Below are 16329 nucleotides of genomic sequence, written 5' to 3'. Positions count from 1 at the left end.
CCGAGGCGGGCGCGACGAGCATCGCCTACTCGGCGCTGCACCTGAAGCCCGGGGTGAAGGAGTGGTACCTGGCCTGGATCGAGCGGGCGCATCCGGAACTGCTTGAGCGCACGACGGCGCTGTATTCGGGTGGCACGTACGCGCCGAAGGAGTACCGGCGGTGGCTCGCCGACCGCATCCGCCCACTGATGCGGCAGTACGGCTTCGAACGCACCCGGCTCGCGCCGGGAACGGGCGTACCCGCGTCGGCTGCGCATCCGGCCGAATCGAGCACCGGGCCGAGGAAGGCTGCCGCGAGCTCGGGCGCGTCGCGCGTCGGCGGGGGAGCGCTGCTCGCCACCGAACTCTCGCCGCGGGCCGCCGCCGCCCTGCAGCCGACCCTGTTCTGACGCCGCGCCGCGAGGGCGACGTCCGCGCACCCGGCCAGCCGACGCGGCGTGGCTCTTGCCGTGGCGCGCGGCGGGCGGGATGCTCGGAACATGACATCTGAGGCTCTCGCCGAGGCGATCGACCAGTTCGGTGATCCGCGGGGATATCTCGCTGTCGCCTCGATCGGGCTCCCGCCGCAGCGCTCCGTCGACGCCATGATGGCCGACCTCGAGGCCTGGGCTTCCGCCGATCGCGACCCGCAAGGCTACGACCCGGTGATCGAGCGGACGCGCGCCTCCTACGCGCGCCTGGTGCGGGTTCCCGTCGACCAGGTTGCGATCGGGGGTGCGGTCTCGGTCATGACGTCGCTCATCGCCGAGTCGGTGCCGCCGGGCGCCGAAGTCCTCATCGCCGACCACGACTTCTCCTCGGTGCATTTCCCGTTCCTACAACGCCAGGGGGAGGGAGGCATCCGGGTTCGCGTCGTCGCGCTCGACGCCCTCGCCGACGAGATCCGCGACGACACCCACCTGGTCGCGTTCTCGCTCGTACAGTCGGCGACCGGGCAGGTGGCCGACGTCGCCGCGATCCGGGAGGCCGCCGCCCGCACCGGCGCCCTCACCTACTGCGATGTGACCCAGGCCGCGGGCGTGTACCCGGTGGATGCGTCGCTGTTCGATGTCACCTCCTGCCACACCTACAAGTGGCTGTGTTCACCGCGCGGCGTGGGCTTCATGACCGTTGGGGAGCGGATCGGGCCGGCACTGCGTCCGCTGCAGGCCGGCTGGTACGCGGGCGATGACGTGTGGAAGAGCACCTACGGGCCGGAAATGCACCTCGCGAGCAACGCGCGGCGTTTCGACGTGTCACCGGCCTGGCAGGCCTGGGTCGGCGCCGAGCACGCGATCGAGCTGTTCGCCGGGCTCGACATGACGGAGGTGTGGGAGCGCACCAGCGGACTCGGCGACGCGCTGTGCGAGGCGCTCGGGATCCCGCTTCAGCACCAGCCGATCATCACCTGGCCCGACACGAGCGGGCAGGACCTCCGCACGCTCATCGCGGCGGGCATCCGCGTCTCCGGTCGCGCGGGTCGACTGCGCGCCTCATTCCACATCTGGAACGACGAGTCCGACGTCCAGGCTGTCACCCAGGCACTCTGGGGGTCGTGACCGCCGGTAGGCTGGCTGGCAGCGTCCGGCGTTCGCCGGTGACGCATCCCGCGCACCATCGACCGCGCAGCCAGCGCGGCTGACCTCTGGAGTTTCTTCGTGGCCACGCCCAACCCGCTCGATTCGATCATCTCTCTCGCCAAGCGCCGAGGCTTCGTCTACCAGGCGGGTGAAATCTATGGCGGATCGCGCTCCGCCTGGGACTACGGCCCGCTCGGCACCGCGCTGAAAGAGAACATCAAGCGCGAGTGGTGGAAGTTCATGGTCCAGACGCGCGACGACATCGTCGGCATCGACTCCTCGGTGATCCTGCCGAAGAAGGTCTGGGAGGCCTCCGGTCACGTCGAGGTCTTCAGTGATCCGCTCGTCGAGTGCCAGAGCTGCCACAAGCGCTACCGCGAGGACCACCTGCTCGAGGAATTCGAGGAGAAGAAGGGCCGCGCGCCCGAGAACGGTCTCGCCGACATCGCCTGCGCCAACTGCGGCACCCGTGGCCAGTGGACGGAGCCCCGCGCCTTCAGCGGACTGCTGAAGACCTTCCTCGGACCGGTGGATGACGAGGCCGGCATGCACTACCTGCGTCCCGAAACCGCGCAGGGCATTTTCGTCAACTTCGCCAACGTCATGTCGAGTGCGCGCCAGAAGCCGCCGTTCGGCATCGCTCAGGTCGGCAAGAGCTTCCGCAACGAGATCACGCCCGGCAATTTCATCTTCCGCACCCGCGAGTTCGAGCAGATGGAGATGGAGTTCTTCGTCGAGCCCGGCACCGACGAAGAGTGGCACCAGTACTGGATCGACGCGTGCATGAAGTGGTATCGCGACCTCGGCATCCAGGAGGAGAACCTGCGGTTCTACGAGCACCCGAAAGACAAGCTCAGCCACTACTCGAAGCGCACCGTCGACGTCGAGTACCGTTTCCGCTTCGCCGGTTCGGAGTGGGGCGAGCTGATGGGTGTCGCCAACCGCACCGACTTCGACCTAAAGACGCACTCCGAGCACTCGGGCGTCGACCTGTCGTACTTCGATCAGACCAAGAACGAGCGCTGGATCCCGTATGTGATCGAGCCCGCGTTCGGTCTCACGCGCGCGCTCATGGCCTTCCTGGTGGACGCCTACAGCGAAGACGAGGCGCCCAACACGAAGGGCGGCGTCGACAAGCGCACCGTGCTGCGCCTTGACCGTCGTCTTGCGCCGGTCAAGGTCGCCGTGCTGCCGCTGTCGCGCAACGAGAAGCTCTCGCCGGTGGCGAAGGAGCTCGCCGACCGCCTGCGCCAGCACTGGATGATCGAGTTCGACGACGCGGGCGCAATCGGTCGTCGCTACCGTCGCCAGGACGAGATCGGCACGCCGTTCTGCGTCACCGTCGACTTCGACACCCTCGACGACAACGCGGTGACGGTGCGCGAGCGCGACACGATGAGCCAGGAGCGCATCCCGCTCGACGGTCTCGAGCGCTACCTCGCCGGCCACCTCCTCGGCGCCTAGCCCCCGTTCGGCGGGAATTTGCGCGGGGTGGGGGCGTTGGGGGTGAGGTGAGTAAATCCATCAAGGTCGACATCTGGTCAGACGTGCAGTGCCCCTGGTGCTACATCGGCAAGCGGAAGTTCGAGGCGGCGGTAGCCGAGTTCGACGGCGAGGTCGAGGTCGAGTACCACTCGTTCGAGCTGTCTCCCGACACCCCGATCGACTACGAGGGCACGACCGCGCAGTACCTGGCCGAGCGCAAGGGACTGCCGATGCCGCAGGTCGAGCAGATGATCCAGCGCGTCACCGATATCGCCGCGAGTGTCGGGCTCGCCTACGACTTCGATCACGTCCACCAGACCAACACGGTCAAGGCGCACGAGCTGCTGCACTTCGCCAAGGAACGCGGCCGCCAGGCGGAGATGAAGGAGGCGCTACTGAAGGCGTACTTCATTGACGGCGGACACGTGGGCCGCATCCCCGACCTCGCCGACGTTGCGGAGGGTCTCGGCTTCGATCGTGCAGAGGTGGTCGACGTGCTGGAAAGCGCGCGCTATCTGCCGGCGGTCAAAGCGGATGTCGCCCAGGCGGGCGCCTACGGAATCACGGGGGTGCCGTTCTTCGTCTTCGAAGAGCGCTACGGTGTGTCGGGGGCACAAGACACCACCGTGTTTGCCGACGTGCTTCGCCAGCTCAGCGCCGAGAAGGAGACCGCAGCATGACTCAGCCCACGACCCCGAGCCCGCTTGAGATCGTTGGAGACGCGAATGCGGATGCCTGCGAGGGCGACGCCTGCGTCGTCAACGCCCACCCCGAGCACGCGCTCGTGACGCGCGCCCTCGACGCCGACGCGGTCTGAGCGCCGCGTCGGCTAGTCGCGCGACGCGATCGGCTCGGTCAGATCCGCGACGGTCGCCTCGAACGAGCGGATGACCGCATCCGCCTCCGCGAACAGGCTCAGCCCGTGCTCCCCGGCTCCCATCGAGACGCGGCGGCCGGTCATCGTCTGATCGGCGAACACCGGCCAGGCGGTGGTGGAGCCGAAGGGCGTGATGGTGCCGCGCTCGTAGCCGGTTGCGCCCCGGGCGGCCTCCGCATCCGGGAGTTTCAGCCGGTTGACGCCGACGAGCGCGCGCAGCTTGGGCCAGGATATCTGGCGGTCGCCGGGCACGAGCGCGAACAGGAACGTGCCGTCGCTGCGCTTCACGACGAGGGTTTTGATGATCTCGGCCGGTGTGATGCCGAGAATCTCGGCGGCTTCCTCGAGGGACCGGGCGGAGGTGCGCTCGATGATCTCGATGGGGATTCCGCGCGCGGCGGCATCCGCCTCGACGCGTTCGCGTCCGTTCGTCACGTGCTCAGGCCCTTTCTGGGAGAATCGAGACGATGTCCATTCTCACCGTCACCGACCGCAACGCCGAGAGCCCGGCCCCGATTCCCGGCGCCGCGGCCCCTGCGTTGCGTATCGGGCCGATCGAACTCGACGTTCCGGTCGTGCTCGCGCCGATGGCGGGCATCACCAACACCGCGTTCCGGCGGCTCTGCCGCGAGTACGGCGCCGGGCTCTACGTCTCCGAGATGATCACGAGCCGGGCCCTCGTCGAGCGCACGCCGGCGAGCCTGCGTCTGATCCAGCACCACGAGTCGGAGACGCCGCGTTCGATCCAGCTCTACGGCGTCGATCCGAAGACGGTCGCCGAGGCGGTCACGATGCTGGTGGCCGAGGATCGTGCCGACCACATCGACTTGAACTTCGGATGCCCCGTCCCGAAGGTGACCCGCAAGGGCGGCGGGTCGGCGCTGCCGTGGAAGCTGGGGTTGTTCCGCGAGATCGTGGAGGGCGCCGTCAAGGCCGCGGGCGACATTCCGCTCACCGTGAAGATGCGCAAGGGCATCGACGCCGAGCATCTGACCTACCTGGAGGCCGCGAAGGCGGCCGAGGGCGCCGGCGTCGCGTCGATCGCGCTGCACGCGCGCACGGCCGCGGAGTTCTACTCGGGCCATGCCGACTGGTCGGCGATCGCGAAGCTCAAGGAGACGATCCACAGCGTTCCGGTGCTCGGCAATGGCGACATCTGGAGCGCCGAGGATGCGCTGCGGATGGTGGCCGAGACCGGCTGCGATGGCGTGGTCGTGGGTCGCGGATGCCTGGGTCGCCCGTGGCTCTTCGGCGACCTCGCCGCCGCTTTCCAGGGCGGGCATCTGAAGGCGGAGCCGACGCTCGGCGAGGTCGCGACCGCGTTCCAGCGCCACGCCGAACTGCTCGTCGAGTTCTTCGACGACGAGGGCCGCGCCTGCCGCGACATCCGCAAGCACGTCGCCTGGTACTTCAAGGGCTACTCGGTGGGGGGCGAGCTGCGGGCCGCGCTCGCGCGCGCCTCCAGCCTTGACGAGATCGCCGAACTGCTCGCGCAGCTCGACCCCCACCAGCCCTACCCGGGCGCCGAGGCGGAGGGGCAGCGCGGTCGCGCCGGCACCCCGAAGGTGCCGACCCTGCCCTACGGCTGGCTCGACAGCCGCGAACTCGAGGGCGCGCAGCGCAGTGAGCTGACCGAGGGCGAAGGCGACACCAGCGGTGGCTGAGGCGCAGCCGCCGGTGGGGTACACCGAGCATGACGTCGAGCGCTGGCTTCCCGAGGATCACCACACCACTCCGCGCACCGATTTCGCGCGCGATCGGGCGCGCATCCTGCACTCCAGCGCTCTGCGACGGCTCGCCGTCAAGACGCAGGTGCTGAGCCCCACCGCGGGGCTCGATTTCGCGCGCAACCGGCTGACGCACTCCCTGGAGGTGGCGCAGATCGGGCGCGAGCTGGCGATGCGGTTGCGGCTCGACCCGGATGTGGTCGACGCGGCGTGCCTCGCCCACGACCTGGGGCATCCTCCGTTCGGGCACAACGGAGAGAAGGCGCTCAACGACTGGGCGGCGCCGTACGGCGGGTTCGAGGGCAACGCGCAGACGCTGCGGCTGCTGAGCAGGCTCGAGCCGAAGGTGTTCGGTCCCGACGGGCGCAGCTACGGCCTGAACCTCACCCGAGCGAGCCTCGACGCGAGCTGCAAGTATCCGTGGCCGCAGGCGCAGGGGATCCCCGACCCGAGCGGTCGCAGCAAGTTCGGTTTCTACGCGGACGACACCCCCGTCTTCGAGTGGATGCGCGCCGAGGCCCCCACGCGGGTGCGGTGCATCGAGGCGCAGGTGATGGACCTCTCCGATGACATCGCCTACTCGGTGCACGACTTCGAAGACGCGATCGTCAACGGCTACCTCGACGTGCCGGCGCTGAGCGCACGCGCCGATCACGAGGCGCTCGTCGATGCGATGTTCGTGTGGATCGGCGGCGAGATCTCCCGTGAGGACCTGCTGGCGGCCTTCGACCGGCTCGACGCGCTGCCGTGGTGGATCGACTCCTGGGATGGTTCGCGGCGTGACCTCGCCAAGCTCAAGAACCTCACGAGTCAGCTGATCGGGCGGTTCTCGCACGCGGCGATTCACGCCACCCGTGCCGCGCATCCGAAGGCCGCGCTGGCGCGGTTCGGCGGCGATGTGCTGGTGCCGTTGGAGACACAGGCCGAGATCGCGGTGCTGAAGGGCATCGTCGCGGCGAACGTGATGTCGACGAATTCGCGGCAGCCCTACTACGAGCGGCAGCGCGAGATTCTGACCGAGCTCGCGGATGCGCTGTGGGCGCATCCGGAGCACCTGGACACCGGCTTCTCCGCGGAGTGGGCCGAGGCGGCGGACGACACCGCGCGCCGCCGCGTCATCGTCGATCAGGTGGCCTCGCTCACCGATGTCTCGGCCAGCCAGCAGCACGACCGGTTGCACTAGACCGACGCGCGGACACGGCGCGCCGTAGAATCAGCGGCATGCCCGGGCTCATTCGTCGAAACGACATCGACGAAGTGCGAAGCCGGATCAACATCGCCGACATCGTGGGCGACTTCGTCACGCTGAAGAGCGGCGGCGTCGACTCGATGAAGGGCCTGTGCCCGTTCCACGAGGAGCGCAGCCCGAGCTTTCACGTGCGCCCGAGCGTCGGCCGCTACCACTGCTTCGGGTGCGGTGAGGACGGCGACGTCTTCAGTTTCCTGCAGAAGATGGATCACGTCACCTTCACCGAGGCGGTGGAGCGGATGGCGGCCCGGCTCGGCTACGAACTGCACTATGAGGGCGGCGGGGCGGCCCCCGATCACGGCAATCGTGCTCGTCTGATCGCCGCCAACGCGGCGGCGGAGGAGTTCTTCCGGGAGCAGCTGCGCACGCCGGCCGCGCAGGTCGGGCGCGACTTCCTCGGTTCGCGCGGCTTCGACGCGGCCGCCGCCGAGCGGTTCGGTGTCGGTTTCGCCCCGAAGTCGTTTTCGGCGCTCGGCGACCACCTGAAGTCTCGCGGTTTCACGCAGGACGAGCTGACCGCATCCGGGCTGCTCAGCACGGGGGAGCGCGGCAACGTCTACGACCGCTTCCGCGGGCGCCTGGTGTGGCCGATTCGCGACGTGACCGGGGCCACGGTCGGCTTCGGCGCGCGCAAGCTGCTCGACGACGATCAGGGCCCCAAGTACCTCAACACTCCCGAGACGCCGATCTACCACAAGAGTCAGGTGCTTTACGGGTTGGACCTCGCCCGCCGCGACATCGCCAAGGGCAAGCAGGTGGTGGTGGTGGAGGGCTACACCGACGTCATGGCCTGCCATCTCGCCGGCGTGACGACGGCGATCGCCACCTGCGGCACCTCGTTCGGCGTGGACCACATCAAGGTGCTGCGCCGCGTGCTCGGTGATGTCGACAACAGCAACACGCAGGGCACCGGCCAGGTGATCTTCACGTTCGACCCCGACGAGGCGGGGCAGAAGGCGGCGAGCCGTGCGTTCGCCGAGGAGCAGCGCTTCGCCGCACAGACTTTTGTCGCGGTGGCGCCTGACGGCCTCGACCCGTGCGATTTGCGCCTGCACCGCGGCGACGAGGCGGTGCGGTCGCTCATCGCGACGCGCAAGCCGATGTTCGAGTTCATGATCCGCCGACAGCTCGCCGGTCACGATCTGGAGACGGTGGAGGGCCGCGTTGCGGCACTGCGGGCGGCCGCGCCGGTCGTCGCCGGCATCCGCGACAGTGCCCTGGGGGTCGGATACGTGCGAAGCCTGGCCGGGTGGCTCGGCCTGGAGCCGCGGGAGGTGAGCCGCGCGGTGTCGGCGAGCCGCGGCGCATCGACTCGTGCCCCGGAGCGTTCGGCGCCGCCGCGCGCGGGCGAGACGGTCGAGCCGGAGGCACCGCCGGAGTTCCGGCTGATGGACATGCCGACCGATCCGCTGACCCGGGGGGAACGGGATGCGCTGATGGCGATCCTCCAGCACCCAGAGCACGTCGGTCGGGAGCTTCTCGATCGCGTCACCCAGGTACGCGTCGGGAATGCGGCTCTCGGGGTGGTGCGCGACGCGGTGGCGACGGCGCTGGCCGAGATTCCGGGAGAACCCGCCTCGGAGGACCGCTGGGTGGCGAAGGTCGCGGAGCAGGCTCCCGCCGGCTTTGCGAGCCTCGTCTCGCAACTGGCGATTGCGCCGATTCCGCAGCGGCCGGATCAGATTGCGGCGTACTGCCGCGACGTGGTGACCTCTCTCATCGATCGCGACTTGCTGCGGCTGAAGGCCGAGGTCTTGGGTGCGATGCAGCGCGCGCAGTCCGATGGCGATCAGGAACGGTGGGCGATTCTGGCCCGCGAATCGGCGTCGCTGGAGACGGAGCGTCGGCGTCTGCGCGAGAGTTGAGCCGGACTCGGGGCGCGCGGCCCAAGCTGGGTGTGTTATCAAGAGGGGGGCTCTCGACGCGGTGACACCGGTCCGAGCCCGACACCCCACCTGAAAGGCCCCGCGTGAATCAGCTGTTCGCTCTCCGGCGGAGAGGGTTCGTGGCGCTTGCCGCGGCCTCCGTCGCACTGTTGTTGGCCGGCTGCGCCGGTGCGGGCGCGCCGCGTCCGATCGTGGTGGGAACGACCGCGGACATCGTCTCTTTGGATCCGGCGGCGACTCGGGATGCGACGACCGTCTCGTTCCTTCACCAGCTGTACCCGCGTCTGCTCGAGCTTGTCGCCGACACGGGGGAGATCGAGCTTTCGCTCGCCGACAGTGCCGAGTTCACCGCCGATGCCGAGTACACGGTGACGCTGCCGGCGGGTTTGCGCTTCCCGAACGGGAACGAGTTGACGGCATCCGATGTTGTGTTCAGCTTTGAGCGGCAGCTCGCGATCGGTGACACGAGCGGCCCGGTGACGCTGTTGCGTGGCCTCGCGTCGGTGGCCGCGCTCGATGCGAACACGGTCGTGTTCACGTTGCGCGAGGACGACGACGTGACTTTTCCCTCCGTCCTGGCGGGGCCCGCGGGGGCCATCCTCGACGAGGAGATCTTCGCCGCTGACGCGATCACCGACGACGAGGTGATCATCGCGGGAGGCGCCTTCGCTGGCAAGTGGCAGATCGCGAACGTTGACGGAACGGTCTATACGGTCATCGGGTCGATGGATGACGTGGAGGAGCCGACCGGCACCGTCATCACGTTGGAGACCGAACTCGAAGCCGCCAGCCTCGCCGAGCGGGTCGAATCGGGCAGTGTCGATGTCGCGTACGGCAGCTTCACGACGGAGCAGCGGGAGGCGCTGATAGCGACGTCCGGACTCACGACGCGAGTGCAGCCCACGAACACGCTTCGGATGCTCGTGTTCGACTTCAGCACGATGCCGTTCGGCTCCGCCACGGAGGAGGCGAACGAGGGCGCCGCGCTCGCGGTGCGTCAGGCGATGTCCGACCTGGTCGATCGCGTGTCGCTCGCGGAACTTGCGCCCGCTTCGTGGTCGGCGGACTACGGCTACGTGCCCGCCGCATTGCGCATCGGTTCTCTCAAGGCCGGGACCGCGCCGGGGGAGCAGGGAGTGCTCGCGGTCTACGGGGATGCGCTCGGCGGTCCGGACATTGACCGTGCAACCGAACGGCTCGCGGCGGCGGGCGTCCAGACTCCGGTTTCGCTCGTGATCTCCTATGTCGCCGACGACGAGGACCCGCAAGGCGATGCGATCCGGGCTGAACTGGAGGCGCAGCTGGAAGGGGGCGAGCTCTTCAGTGTGCGGTTGGAGGAGGTCGACGGGCCGCTGACCCGTTCGACGCTGGGCGCGGAGCGATATCCGATCGTCGAGTATGTGTGGACGCCGGCGGGAGTCGATGTCGATGACGCGCTGACGCGTCTTTACGCCTCTGACCTCGGTCTGCCGACCGGCCTGGACGACAGCCGCACCGACGAACTGATCGCTGTGCAGGGGACGGCGGAGGACGCCGGTCAGCGCAACGCCGCGATCGCCGCGCTCGAAGAGCAGCTTGCATCACGGATTCCGACGCTCCCGCTGCTGGCCGGCCGACACACGATCTACCTCGCCCCGGGCGTGACGCTTGCGACCATCGCCGAGTTGGGTGAGGGGTGGCTCGGGGGCCTCACCCGGCGGTGACGTGGCGTAAGTTGTGAGCGTGAGTCACTCCGCTGTCACCGTTCGCGCGGACGATCTGACGCTCGGTTACGGCGTCCGCGAGGTCGCCGTAGACGGCGTCAATTTCGAGCTGTTCGCGGGCGAGATCCTGGGCATCGTGGGCGAGGCGGGCTCCGGCAAGAGCACCCTCGCGCGAGCCGTCGCCGCTCAGACGGTGGGGGGCGAGTCCGCCCCGCCGCGGATCTTCGGGGGCGGGCTGTCGGTGCTCGGAGTTCCGCTGCGCGACGCATCCGCTCGCCGCATCAGCCAGCTGGCCTGGCGCGTCGGCTACCTGCCGCAGGATGGCGGTTCGAGCCTCGAGCCGCGGATGACGATCGGCGAGAACGTGGCCTCGCCGCTGTTCGAACAGGATCGGCACACCGATCCGGAGCAGGCTGGTCGTCGCGCGGCCGCGCTGATCGACGCGGTGCGGCTTCCGCTCTCGGTGATGGAGAAGTTCCCGCATGAGCTCAGCCGCGGGCAGCGCCAGCGCATCGCGCTCGCCCGAGCCCTCGTGGTGGCGCCCGAGGTGCTGGTCGCCGACGACCCCACGATGGGCGTCGACGTTCTGATGCGCGGGCGAATCCTCGATGTGATCAAGGAGATGCAGAGCGAGCACGGTTTTTCGGCGATCGTCGTCGGCCACGACCTGCGCGAGCTGCGGACCATCACCGACCGGATCGCGGTCATGCACGCGGGGCACTTCGTCGGCTACGGCGCCGTCGATGAGGTCTTGGCGAACCCCCTGCACCCGTATGTCCGCACCTTGGCGACGCTGCAGCGATGACGGAGTTCGTGGTGGGCGGCTATGGGGCCGCCATGGGCGGCACGGCGCGCGGGATCGGTCGCGGTCGAAGCCATGCCGACGGGCGCTTCGAGTTCCTCGGTCTGGTCGCCGAGGCGGATTCGCCGTCGTGGCTGACGGTGGCGGCCGAGCACGTTTTCGCGGCGCTTGAGGCGGACTCCGCCGTGGCGGCATGGGAGCGCGGGGACGACGGATCGTTGCTCGCCCGCGGCGTACGTCCGAGCGGGGACGCCGCCGGCCCATGTCATCTTGCCGTTGTCCCGCGGCCCGGCGGCGACGCGCTCGTCGCGGCCCGCTACGGCGACGGGGTCGTCGCGGTACACGCCATTGATCCCGGCGATCCGTCGATCCTCGGACCGGCCGAGCAGGAGCTCCCGGCGACCGGGAGCGGGCCGCGAGCGGCACAGCGAACGCCGCACGCGCACTGCGTGCTCGTGCTCGATGACGGCCGTGTCGCGACGGCGGATCTGGGGGCGGATCGCGTCTACCTGCACCGTTGGGACGGCGCGCGTCTGCGTCGCGTGGCCGAGGTCCGGTTGCCGCCGGGCACGGGGCCGCGCGATCTCGTGGCGCTGCCCGACGGCGAGCTGGCGGTGCTGGGCGAGTGGGGTCTAACGGTGAGCGTGCTGCACCCGGCGGGCGACACCTTCGAGGTGCGGGGCTTCGTGGATCTCCCGGGGGTGAGCGGGCAGAGCCAGGCGGCCGGGCTCGCGCTGTCGTCCGACGGGCGTTTCGTGGTCGCGGGGGTGCGCGGCGCCAACCGACTCGCGGTGATCTCGTTCGATTCCGGCGCGGTGCGGTTGGTCGGCGATGTCGACTGCGGCGGCGACTGGCCGCGGCACCTCGTCGTGGATGGAGCGTTCGTGCACGTGGCGAACCAGCTGTCGAACTCGGTGGCGAGCTTTGCGCTCGATGCGGACGGGCGGCTCACCCCGGTCGGCGAGCCGGTCCACGTGCCGTCGCCGACGTGTCTCGCGGCGCTTTCGTGACGGGGCCCGGGGCGGACAGAATCGCTCCGCGGGTTTGCTAAGCTAGACCGGCTGTTCGCAGTAATCCTCGGTAGCTCAATTGGCAGAGCAATCGGCTGTTAACCGATAGGTTCTTGGTTCGAGTCCAAGCCGGGGAGCCACACGAGATCGGTCGTCGATCTCCGCCGCGACTACTCCCTCGGGAGTAGTCGCGGCGCGCCCTGGAGCCGACGCCCGCATCCCTGTGCCCGCGTACGATCGTGGCATGCCCGGCTCCGCGTCACGACCTGGGGCCCCCGGGCCCGCGTCCGATGGCGCGCCGAACACCGCGCTGTCCGGGGTCGACGCCCACGCGCATCCGCCGTGGATGCATCCGCCGCGCTGGGTGACCCTCTGGCTTCCGGTCGTTCTCACCTTCTTCGCGCAAGTCCCGATGGCACTCCTGCGGCTGCGTTCCGCACTGGATCCCGACAGCGTCCTGGGCGGTCTGTTCGATGCGCGACCGCGCGAGGCGCTGATCTCGTTGGTGCTGGCGGTGCTGGCGCCGCTCATCCTGGTGGGTGCGCGCCGGTACCCCGGCCCGGTCGTCGCGCTCATCGCGGTCGCGGCATCGGCCGATCTTCTGCTCGGCGACAGCTCCAGCCCGCCCTATGTGGCGCTCGCCTTCGCGGTCGTCGGCGCGGTCGTGCGGGGTGCGCGCGGTTGGGCCTGGGCATCGATTGCGGCCGCCTGGGTGGGCACGCTGAGCATCGCGCTCCTGCTCGGCTACAACGCCTGGACGCCGGGGCGGGTGGCGGCGACGACGCTCGGCATTCTCATTGTCATGGGGGTCGGCGAGGGCCTCCGCACCCGCGTCGAACGGGCCCGCGAGTACGAGCGCGAACAGCGCGAACGACGTCAGACCGAAGTGCAGGCCGAGCGCGTGCGCATCGCACGCGAACTGCACGACGTGCTCGCGCATTCGCTCAGCCAGATCAACGTGCAGGCGGGCGTCGGCTTGCACCTGATGGAGCGCCAGCCCGAGAAGGCGGCGGATGCGCTGGCCAGCATCAAAGAGACCAGCAAGTCCGCGCTCGATGAGGTGCGCGCGGTGCTGGGCGTGCTGCGCGCCGAGCGCGGCGCCGAGCTGGGTGTTCCCCTCGTGCCCGAGCCTGACCTGGAGCGGCTCGAGGCGCTGGCGGCGTCGGTCGCTGCTTCCGGACTGCGGGTGACCCTGGACGATCGGCTGTCGCACGAGGTCGTCCCGAAGCCGGTGCAGTTGGCGATCTATCGCGTGGTGCAGGAGTCGCTGACGAACGTGCAGAGGCACGCGCAGGGCGCGCGCAGCGTCACGGTCACCCTCGAGCGCCGCGGCGCACACATCCAGCTCCAGGTGGTCGATGACGGCGCCGCGGCGCCGGGACCGGCGAGCGAGTCGGGCGGGCGCGGCCTGCTCGGCATGCGCGAGCGTGCGGAACTTCTCGGCGGTCACCTGACCGCGGGGCCGGGCGCGCAGGGCGGCTTCCGCGTGCAGGCGGAGTTCCCGCTGCCGCCCGATACTCCGGAGGAATGATGACGATCCGTGTCGCCCTGGCCGATGACCAGCACCTGATCCGTGCGGGGTTCCGCAGCCTCCTGGAGGCGGAGCCCGACCTCGAGGTGGTGGGGGAAGCTGCCACGGGTCGAGACGCCGTGGCACTGGTGCGCCGTGAGCGGCCCGACGTCGTGCTGATGGACATTCGCATGCCCGACGGCGACGGGCTCTGGGCGACGGAACAGATCGTGGCCGATCCTGCGCTCGCCGGCACTCACGTCGTCGTGGTCACGACCTTCGAACTCGACGAGTACGTCGCGCAGGCGATCCGGGCCGGGGCGAGCGGGTTTCTCGTCAAGGACACCGAGCCGGTCGAGCTCCTGCGCGCCGTGCACGTCGTCGCAGCCGGGGAGGCGCTGCTGAGCCCGCGGGTCACGAAGCGCCTTCTCGAACAGGTCGCCACCGGTCTCACCTCGCCGCCGGACACCAGCCGGTTGGCGGTGCTCACCGATCGCGAGCGCGAGGTGCTGACCCTCGTCGGTCAGGGGATGACGAACGACGAGATCGGCCGTGAACTGTTCTTGAGCCCCCTGACGGCGAAGACGCACGTCTCGCGCATCATGTCGAAACTCCTCGCACGTGATCGGGTGCAGCTCGTCGTTGTCGCGTACGAGACGGGCCTCGTCACGCCCGGCCGCGCGGAGTAGTCGGCGCCACCGGCGTGCACCCGGGGGAGTAGAGAGAACGCTCCCGCCGGCAGATTCGGGGCCGACCCGAACCGGCGAGAGTGGAGTCATCAGGTTCCGTTGGAACCCCGAACTCAAGGAGCCCCCGTGCTGAATTCTCTTGCCCTTGCCGGATCCGTCGCCCACGTCGGCGGTCATGGCGCCTTCTGGCTGGCGCCGCTGTTCTTCCTGTTGTGGCTCGCGCCGATCATCGTGCTCATCGTCGTGCTCGCCCGTTCGCGTCGTCGTTTCGCCGGGGCTGCCTGGCACGCGGCCGCGCACGAAGGCGGTCGCGGTGCCGAGAAGACTCTCGCCGAGCGTTTCGCCAACGGCGACATCGATGAGGTCGAGTACCGTGCTCGTCTCGAGGTGCTGCGCGCGAACCGTCCCACGCCGCCGGTCGCATAACGCGACGCACGCGGCACACGCCGCCGGTAGTCTCTCCTTCGGGCCCGAACGCCCGAAGGAGAGACCCGCGTGAACGACTGGATTCAAGACAACTCGTTCGTCGTCATCGTCGGCTTGGCCGTGGCGACGGGCGTTTTTCTCTTTGCCGCGCTCGTGCTCGCGGTGCTCTGGCGGCGCGCGCGGCGCGGCGTCAGCCGGGACCTGCGCGACCGCGTCGCGCTCGAGCGCGAACGACTCGACCTCGAGCTCGAGCTGGCCGAGCAGGGGTCGCGCCTCACGATCGTGCGCGAGCTGCACGAGTTGATCGTGCACTCGGTCTCGGTCATCATCAGCCAGGCGGATGGCGCGCGCTACGCCGCGAGCGCCGACCCGCAGGTGGCGGCCCGCACCGCTGCGACGATCGCCGACACGGCGCGAACCACGCTCGGCGATCTGCGCCGCGTCATGGACGTCGTGCGCGCGGGTGAAGCGCAGGCCGGCCCGCAGCCGAGCCTCTCCTCGGTGCGCGAACTGCTCAAAGTGATGCGCGACGCGGGGCTCGTGATCGAATTCGTCGAGACCGGCACCCGGCTCGACCTCAAGCAGGGCACCGAACTGGCGATCTACCGCATCCTCCAGGAGGCGCTCGCCAATGCGCTCGGCCACGGCGGTGAGGGCACCGAGGTGCGGGTCAGCTTCAAGTGGACCGACCACGGCCTCGAGGTGCTCGTCGACGACGACGGGATTCGCGCGCACGCGCGCCGCGAGGGCCTCGACCCGAACGTGGAGGCGCAGCAGCGCGCGTACTCGCAAGAGGACGACCTCGCCGCCCTGACGCAGCGCCCGACCGGTCGCGGCATCTCTGACATGCGGCAGCGGGCGGAGCTGTTCGGTGGGGTCTTCAACGCGTTCGAGGTGCCCGGCGTCGGGTTCTCGGTCTCGGCGATCTTCCCGGGCATCCAACGTGCGCCCTCCGCGGAGCGCCGGTGAGCCCGAGGCGTTCCCCGGCACCGCCCATTCGGGTGCTCATCGTCGACGACTCGAGCCGGCAGCGCGAAGGCTGGGCGCTCCTGCTCGGATCGCAGCCCGAGTTCGAGGTGGTTGGGCAGGCGAGCGATGGGGCGGGTGCGCTCGCACTGACTCGCCGCACCCCGGTCGACGTGGTGCTGATGGACCTGCACATGCGGCGCGTCGGGGGAGCGGTCGCGGCCGCGCGCATCCGCAGCGATGAGCGGGTCGCTGAGCAGGGCACGCCGCCGCGGGTGATTCTGTTCGCCACGGTCGACCTGGATGCGCAACTGCCGGCCGCGGCCGAAGCGGGCGCCTACGCGGTGCTCTTCAAAGACGTCGAACCGGAGTCGCTGTTCGACACGATCCGCGCCGCCGCCGCGTACCGTCCGAGTTAGGGCAACGGTTGTCGAACGGCG

Annotated in this window: 16 protein-coding genes, 1 tRNA gene and 1 pseudogene; 17 read left to right on the top strand and 1 reads right to left on the bottom strand. The window is 69.6% G+C overall.

Going from position 1 to position 16329, the window contains the following annotated elements:
• The 5 genes and pseudogenes from QZ258_RS08705 to QZ258_RS08685 all read left to right on the top strand — a co-directional run.
• Nucleotides 1-389: pseudogene (locus QZ258_RS08705) on the top strand (radical SAM protein); the annotation flags it as partial.
• Between the two features lie 90 nt (nt 390-479).
• Nucleotides 480-1538 carry an aminotransferase class V-fold PLP-dependent enzyme gene (locus QZ258_RS08700; RefSeq protein WP_294180645.1) on the top strand — a complete coding sequence of 353 codons (1059 nt, stop codon included), beginning with the start codon at nt 480-482 and terminating at the stop codon, nt 1536-1538.
• Between the two features lie 99 nt (nt 1539-1637).
• Nucleotides 1638-3023, top strand: coding sequence for a glycine--tRNA ligase (locus QZ258_RS08695; RefSeq protein WP_294180643.1), 1386 nt, complete (start codon nt 1638-1640; stop codon nt 3021-3023).
• 47 nt (nt 3024-3070) lie between these two features.
• On the top strand, nt 3071-3724 hold the full coding sequence (locus tag QZ258_RS08690) for a DsbA family protein (RefSeq protein WP_294180641.1): 654 nt from the start codon (nt 3071-3073) through the stop codon (nt 3722-3724).
• The gene (locus tag QZ258_RS08685; RefSeq protein ID WP_294180639.1) at nt 3721-3861 is read left to right on the top strand and encodes a hypothetical protein; all 141 of its coding nucleotides are present in this window, start codon (nt 3721-3723) and stop codon (nt 3859-3861) included. Before QZ258_RS08690 ends, QZ258_RS08685 begins: the two co-directional genes overlap by 4 nt.
• A gap of 12 nt (nt 3862-3873) precedes the next feature.
• On the opposite strand, the gene QZ258_RS08680 is transcribed toward QZ258_RS08685, so the two are convergent.
• Nucleotides 3874-4356: an aminoacyl-tRNA deacylase gene (locus QZ258_RS08680; protein WP_294180637.1), complete on the bottom strand. Its 483-nt coding sequence runs from the start codon at nt 4354-4356 to the stop codon at nt 3874-3876.
• A 32-nt stretch (nt 4357-4388) separates the two neighbouring features.
• On the opposite strand from QZ258_RS08680, the gene dusB reads away from it, so the two are divergent.
• The 12 genes from dusB to QZ258_RS08620 all read left to right on the top strand — a co-directional run bounded on the left by dusB (nt 4389) and on the right by QZ258_RS08620 (nt 16308).
• Nucleotides 4389-5585 (top strand): tRNA dihydrouridine synthase DusB, encoded by a 1197-nt coding sequence (gene dusB / locus QZ258_RS08675; protein WP_294180635.1) that lies wholly within the window; start codon nt 4389-4391, stop codon nt 5583-5585.
• The gene (locus QZ258_RS08670) at nt 5578-6831 is read left to right on the top strand and encodes a deoxyguanosinetriphosphate triphosphohydrolase (RefSeq protein WP_294180633.1); all 1254 of its coding nucleotides are present in this window, start codon (nt 5578-5580) and stop codon (nt 6829-6831) included. Before dusB ends, QZ258_RS08670 begins: the two co-directional genes overlap by 8 nt.
• Nucleotides 6832-6869: 38 nt before the next feature.
• Nucleotides 6870-8762 carry a DNA primase gene (gene dnaG / locus QZ258_RS08665; protein WP_294180631.1) on the top strand — a complete coding sequence of 631 codons (1893 nt, stop codon included), beginning with the start codon at nt 6870-6872 and terminating at the stop codon, nt 8760-8762.
• Nucleotides 8763-8902: 140 nt separating this feature from the next.
• On the top strand, nt 8903-10486 hold the full coding sequence (locus QZ258_RS08660; protein WP_294180629.1) for an ABC transporter substrate-binding protein: 1584 nt from the start codon (nt 8903-8905) through the stop codon (nt 10484-10486).
• A gap of 19 nt (nt 10487-10505) precedes the next feature.
• Nucleotides 10506-11291, top strand: coding sequence for an ATP-binding cassette domain-containing protein (locus tag QZ258_RS08655; protein WP_294180627.1), 786 nt, complete (start codon nt 10506-10508; stop codon nt 11289-11291).
• The gene (locus QZ258_RS08650; RefSeq protein ID WP_294180625.1) at nt 11288-12298 is read left to right on the top strand and encodes a beta-propeller fold lactonase family protein; all 1011 of its coding nucleotides are present in this window, start codon (nt 11288-11290) and stop codon (nt 12296-12298) included. Before QZ258_RS08655 ends, QZ258_RS08650 begins: the two co-directional genes overlap by 4 nt.
• Nucleotides 12299-12362: 64 nt before the next feature.
• A tRNA-Asn gene (locus tag QZ258_RS08645) sits at nt 12363-12438 on the top strand.
• Between the two features lie 104 nt (nt 12439-12542).
• The gene (locus tag QZ258_RS08640; RefSeq protein ID WP_294180623.1) at nt 12543-13829 is read left to right on the top strand and encodes a sensor histidine kinase; all 1287 of its coding nucleotides are present in this window, start codon (nt 12543-12545) and stop codon (nt 13827-13829) included.
• Nucleotides 13826-14497 carry a response regulator transcription factor gene (locus QZ258_RS08635; RefSeq protein ID WP_294180621.1) on the top strand — a complete coding sequence of 224 codons (672 nt, stop codon included), beginning with the start codon at nt 13826-13828 and terminating at the stop codon, nt 14495-14497. Before QZ258_RS08640 ends, QZ258_RS08635 begins: the two co-directional genes overlap by 4 nt.
• A 126-nt stretch (nt 14498-14623) precedes the next feature.
• Nucleotides 14624-14923 (top strand): SHOCT domain-containing protein, encoded by a 300-nt coding sequence (locus QZ258_RS08630; RefSeq protein ID WP_294180619.1) that lies wholly within the window; start codon nt 14624-14626, stop codon nt 14921-14923.
• Between the two features lie 69 nt (nt 14924-14992).
• On the top strand, nt 14993-15892 hold the full coding sequence (locus QZ258_RS08625) for a sensor histidine kinase (protein WP_294180617.1): 900 nt from the start codon (nt 14993-14995) through the stop codon (nt 15890-15892).
• On the top strand, nt 15889-16308 hold the full coding sequence (locus QZ258_RS08620; RefSeq protein WP_294180614.1) for a response regulator transcription factor: 420 nt from the start codon (nt 15889-15891) through the stop codon (nt 16306-16308). The genes QZ258_RS08625 and QZ258_RS08620 overlap by 4 nt, the downstream gene beginning before the upstream one ends.
• The last annotated feature ends 21 nt before the right edge of the window (nt 16309-16329 follow it).

It is taken from the genome of uncultured Schumannella sp. (assembly GCF_905479755.1).
Classification (GTDB): Bacteria; Actinomycetota; Actinomycetes; order Actinomycetales; family Microbacteriaceae; genus DCRR01.
This window is presented reverse-complemented; position numbering and strand designations above follow the sequence as displayed.

Excerpts from the sequence above, each read along its gene's own strand:
- QZ258_RS08700 (WP_294180645.1), top strand. The coding sequence starts at position 480 with ATGACATCTGAGGCTCTCGCCGAGGCGATCGACCAGTTCGGTGATCCG.
- QZ258_RS08685 (WP_294180639.1), top strand. The coding sequence starts at position 3,721 with ATGACTCAGCCCACGACCCCGAGCCCGCTTGAGATCGTTGGAGACGCG.
- dusB (WP_294180635.1), top strand. The coding sequence starts at position 4,389 with ATGTCCATTCTCACCGTCACCGACCGCAACGCCGAGAGCCCGGCCCCG.
- dnaG (WP_294180631.1), top strand. The coding sequence starts at position 6,870 with ATGCCCGGGCTCATTCGTCGAAACGACATCGACGAAGTGCGAAGCCGG.
- QZ258_RS08650 (WP_294180625.1), top strand. The coding sequence starts at position 11,288 with ATGACGGAGTTCGTGGTGGGCGGCTATGGGGCCGCCATGGGCGGCACG.
- QZ258_RS08640 (WP_294180623.1), top strand. The coding sequence starts at position 12,543 with ATGCCCGGCTCCGCGTCACGACCTGGGGCCCCCGGGCCCGCGTCCGAT.
- QZ258_RS08635 (WP_294180621.1), top strand. The coding sequence starts at position 13,826 with ATGATGACGATCCGTGTCGCCCTGGCCGATGACCAGCACCTGATCCGT.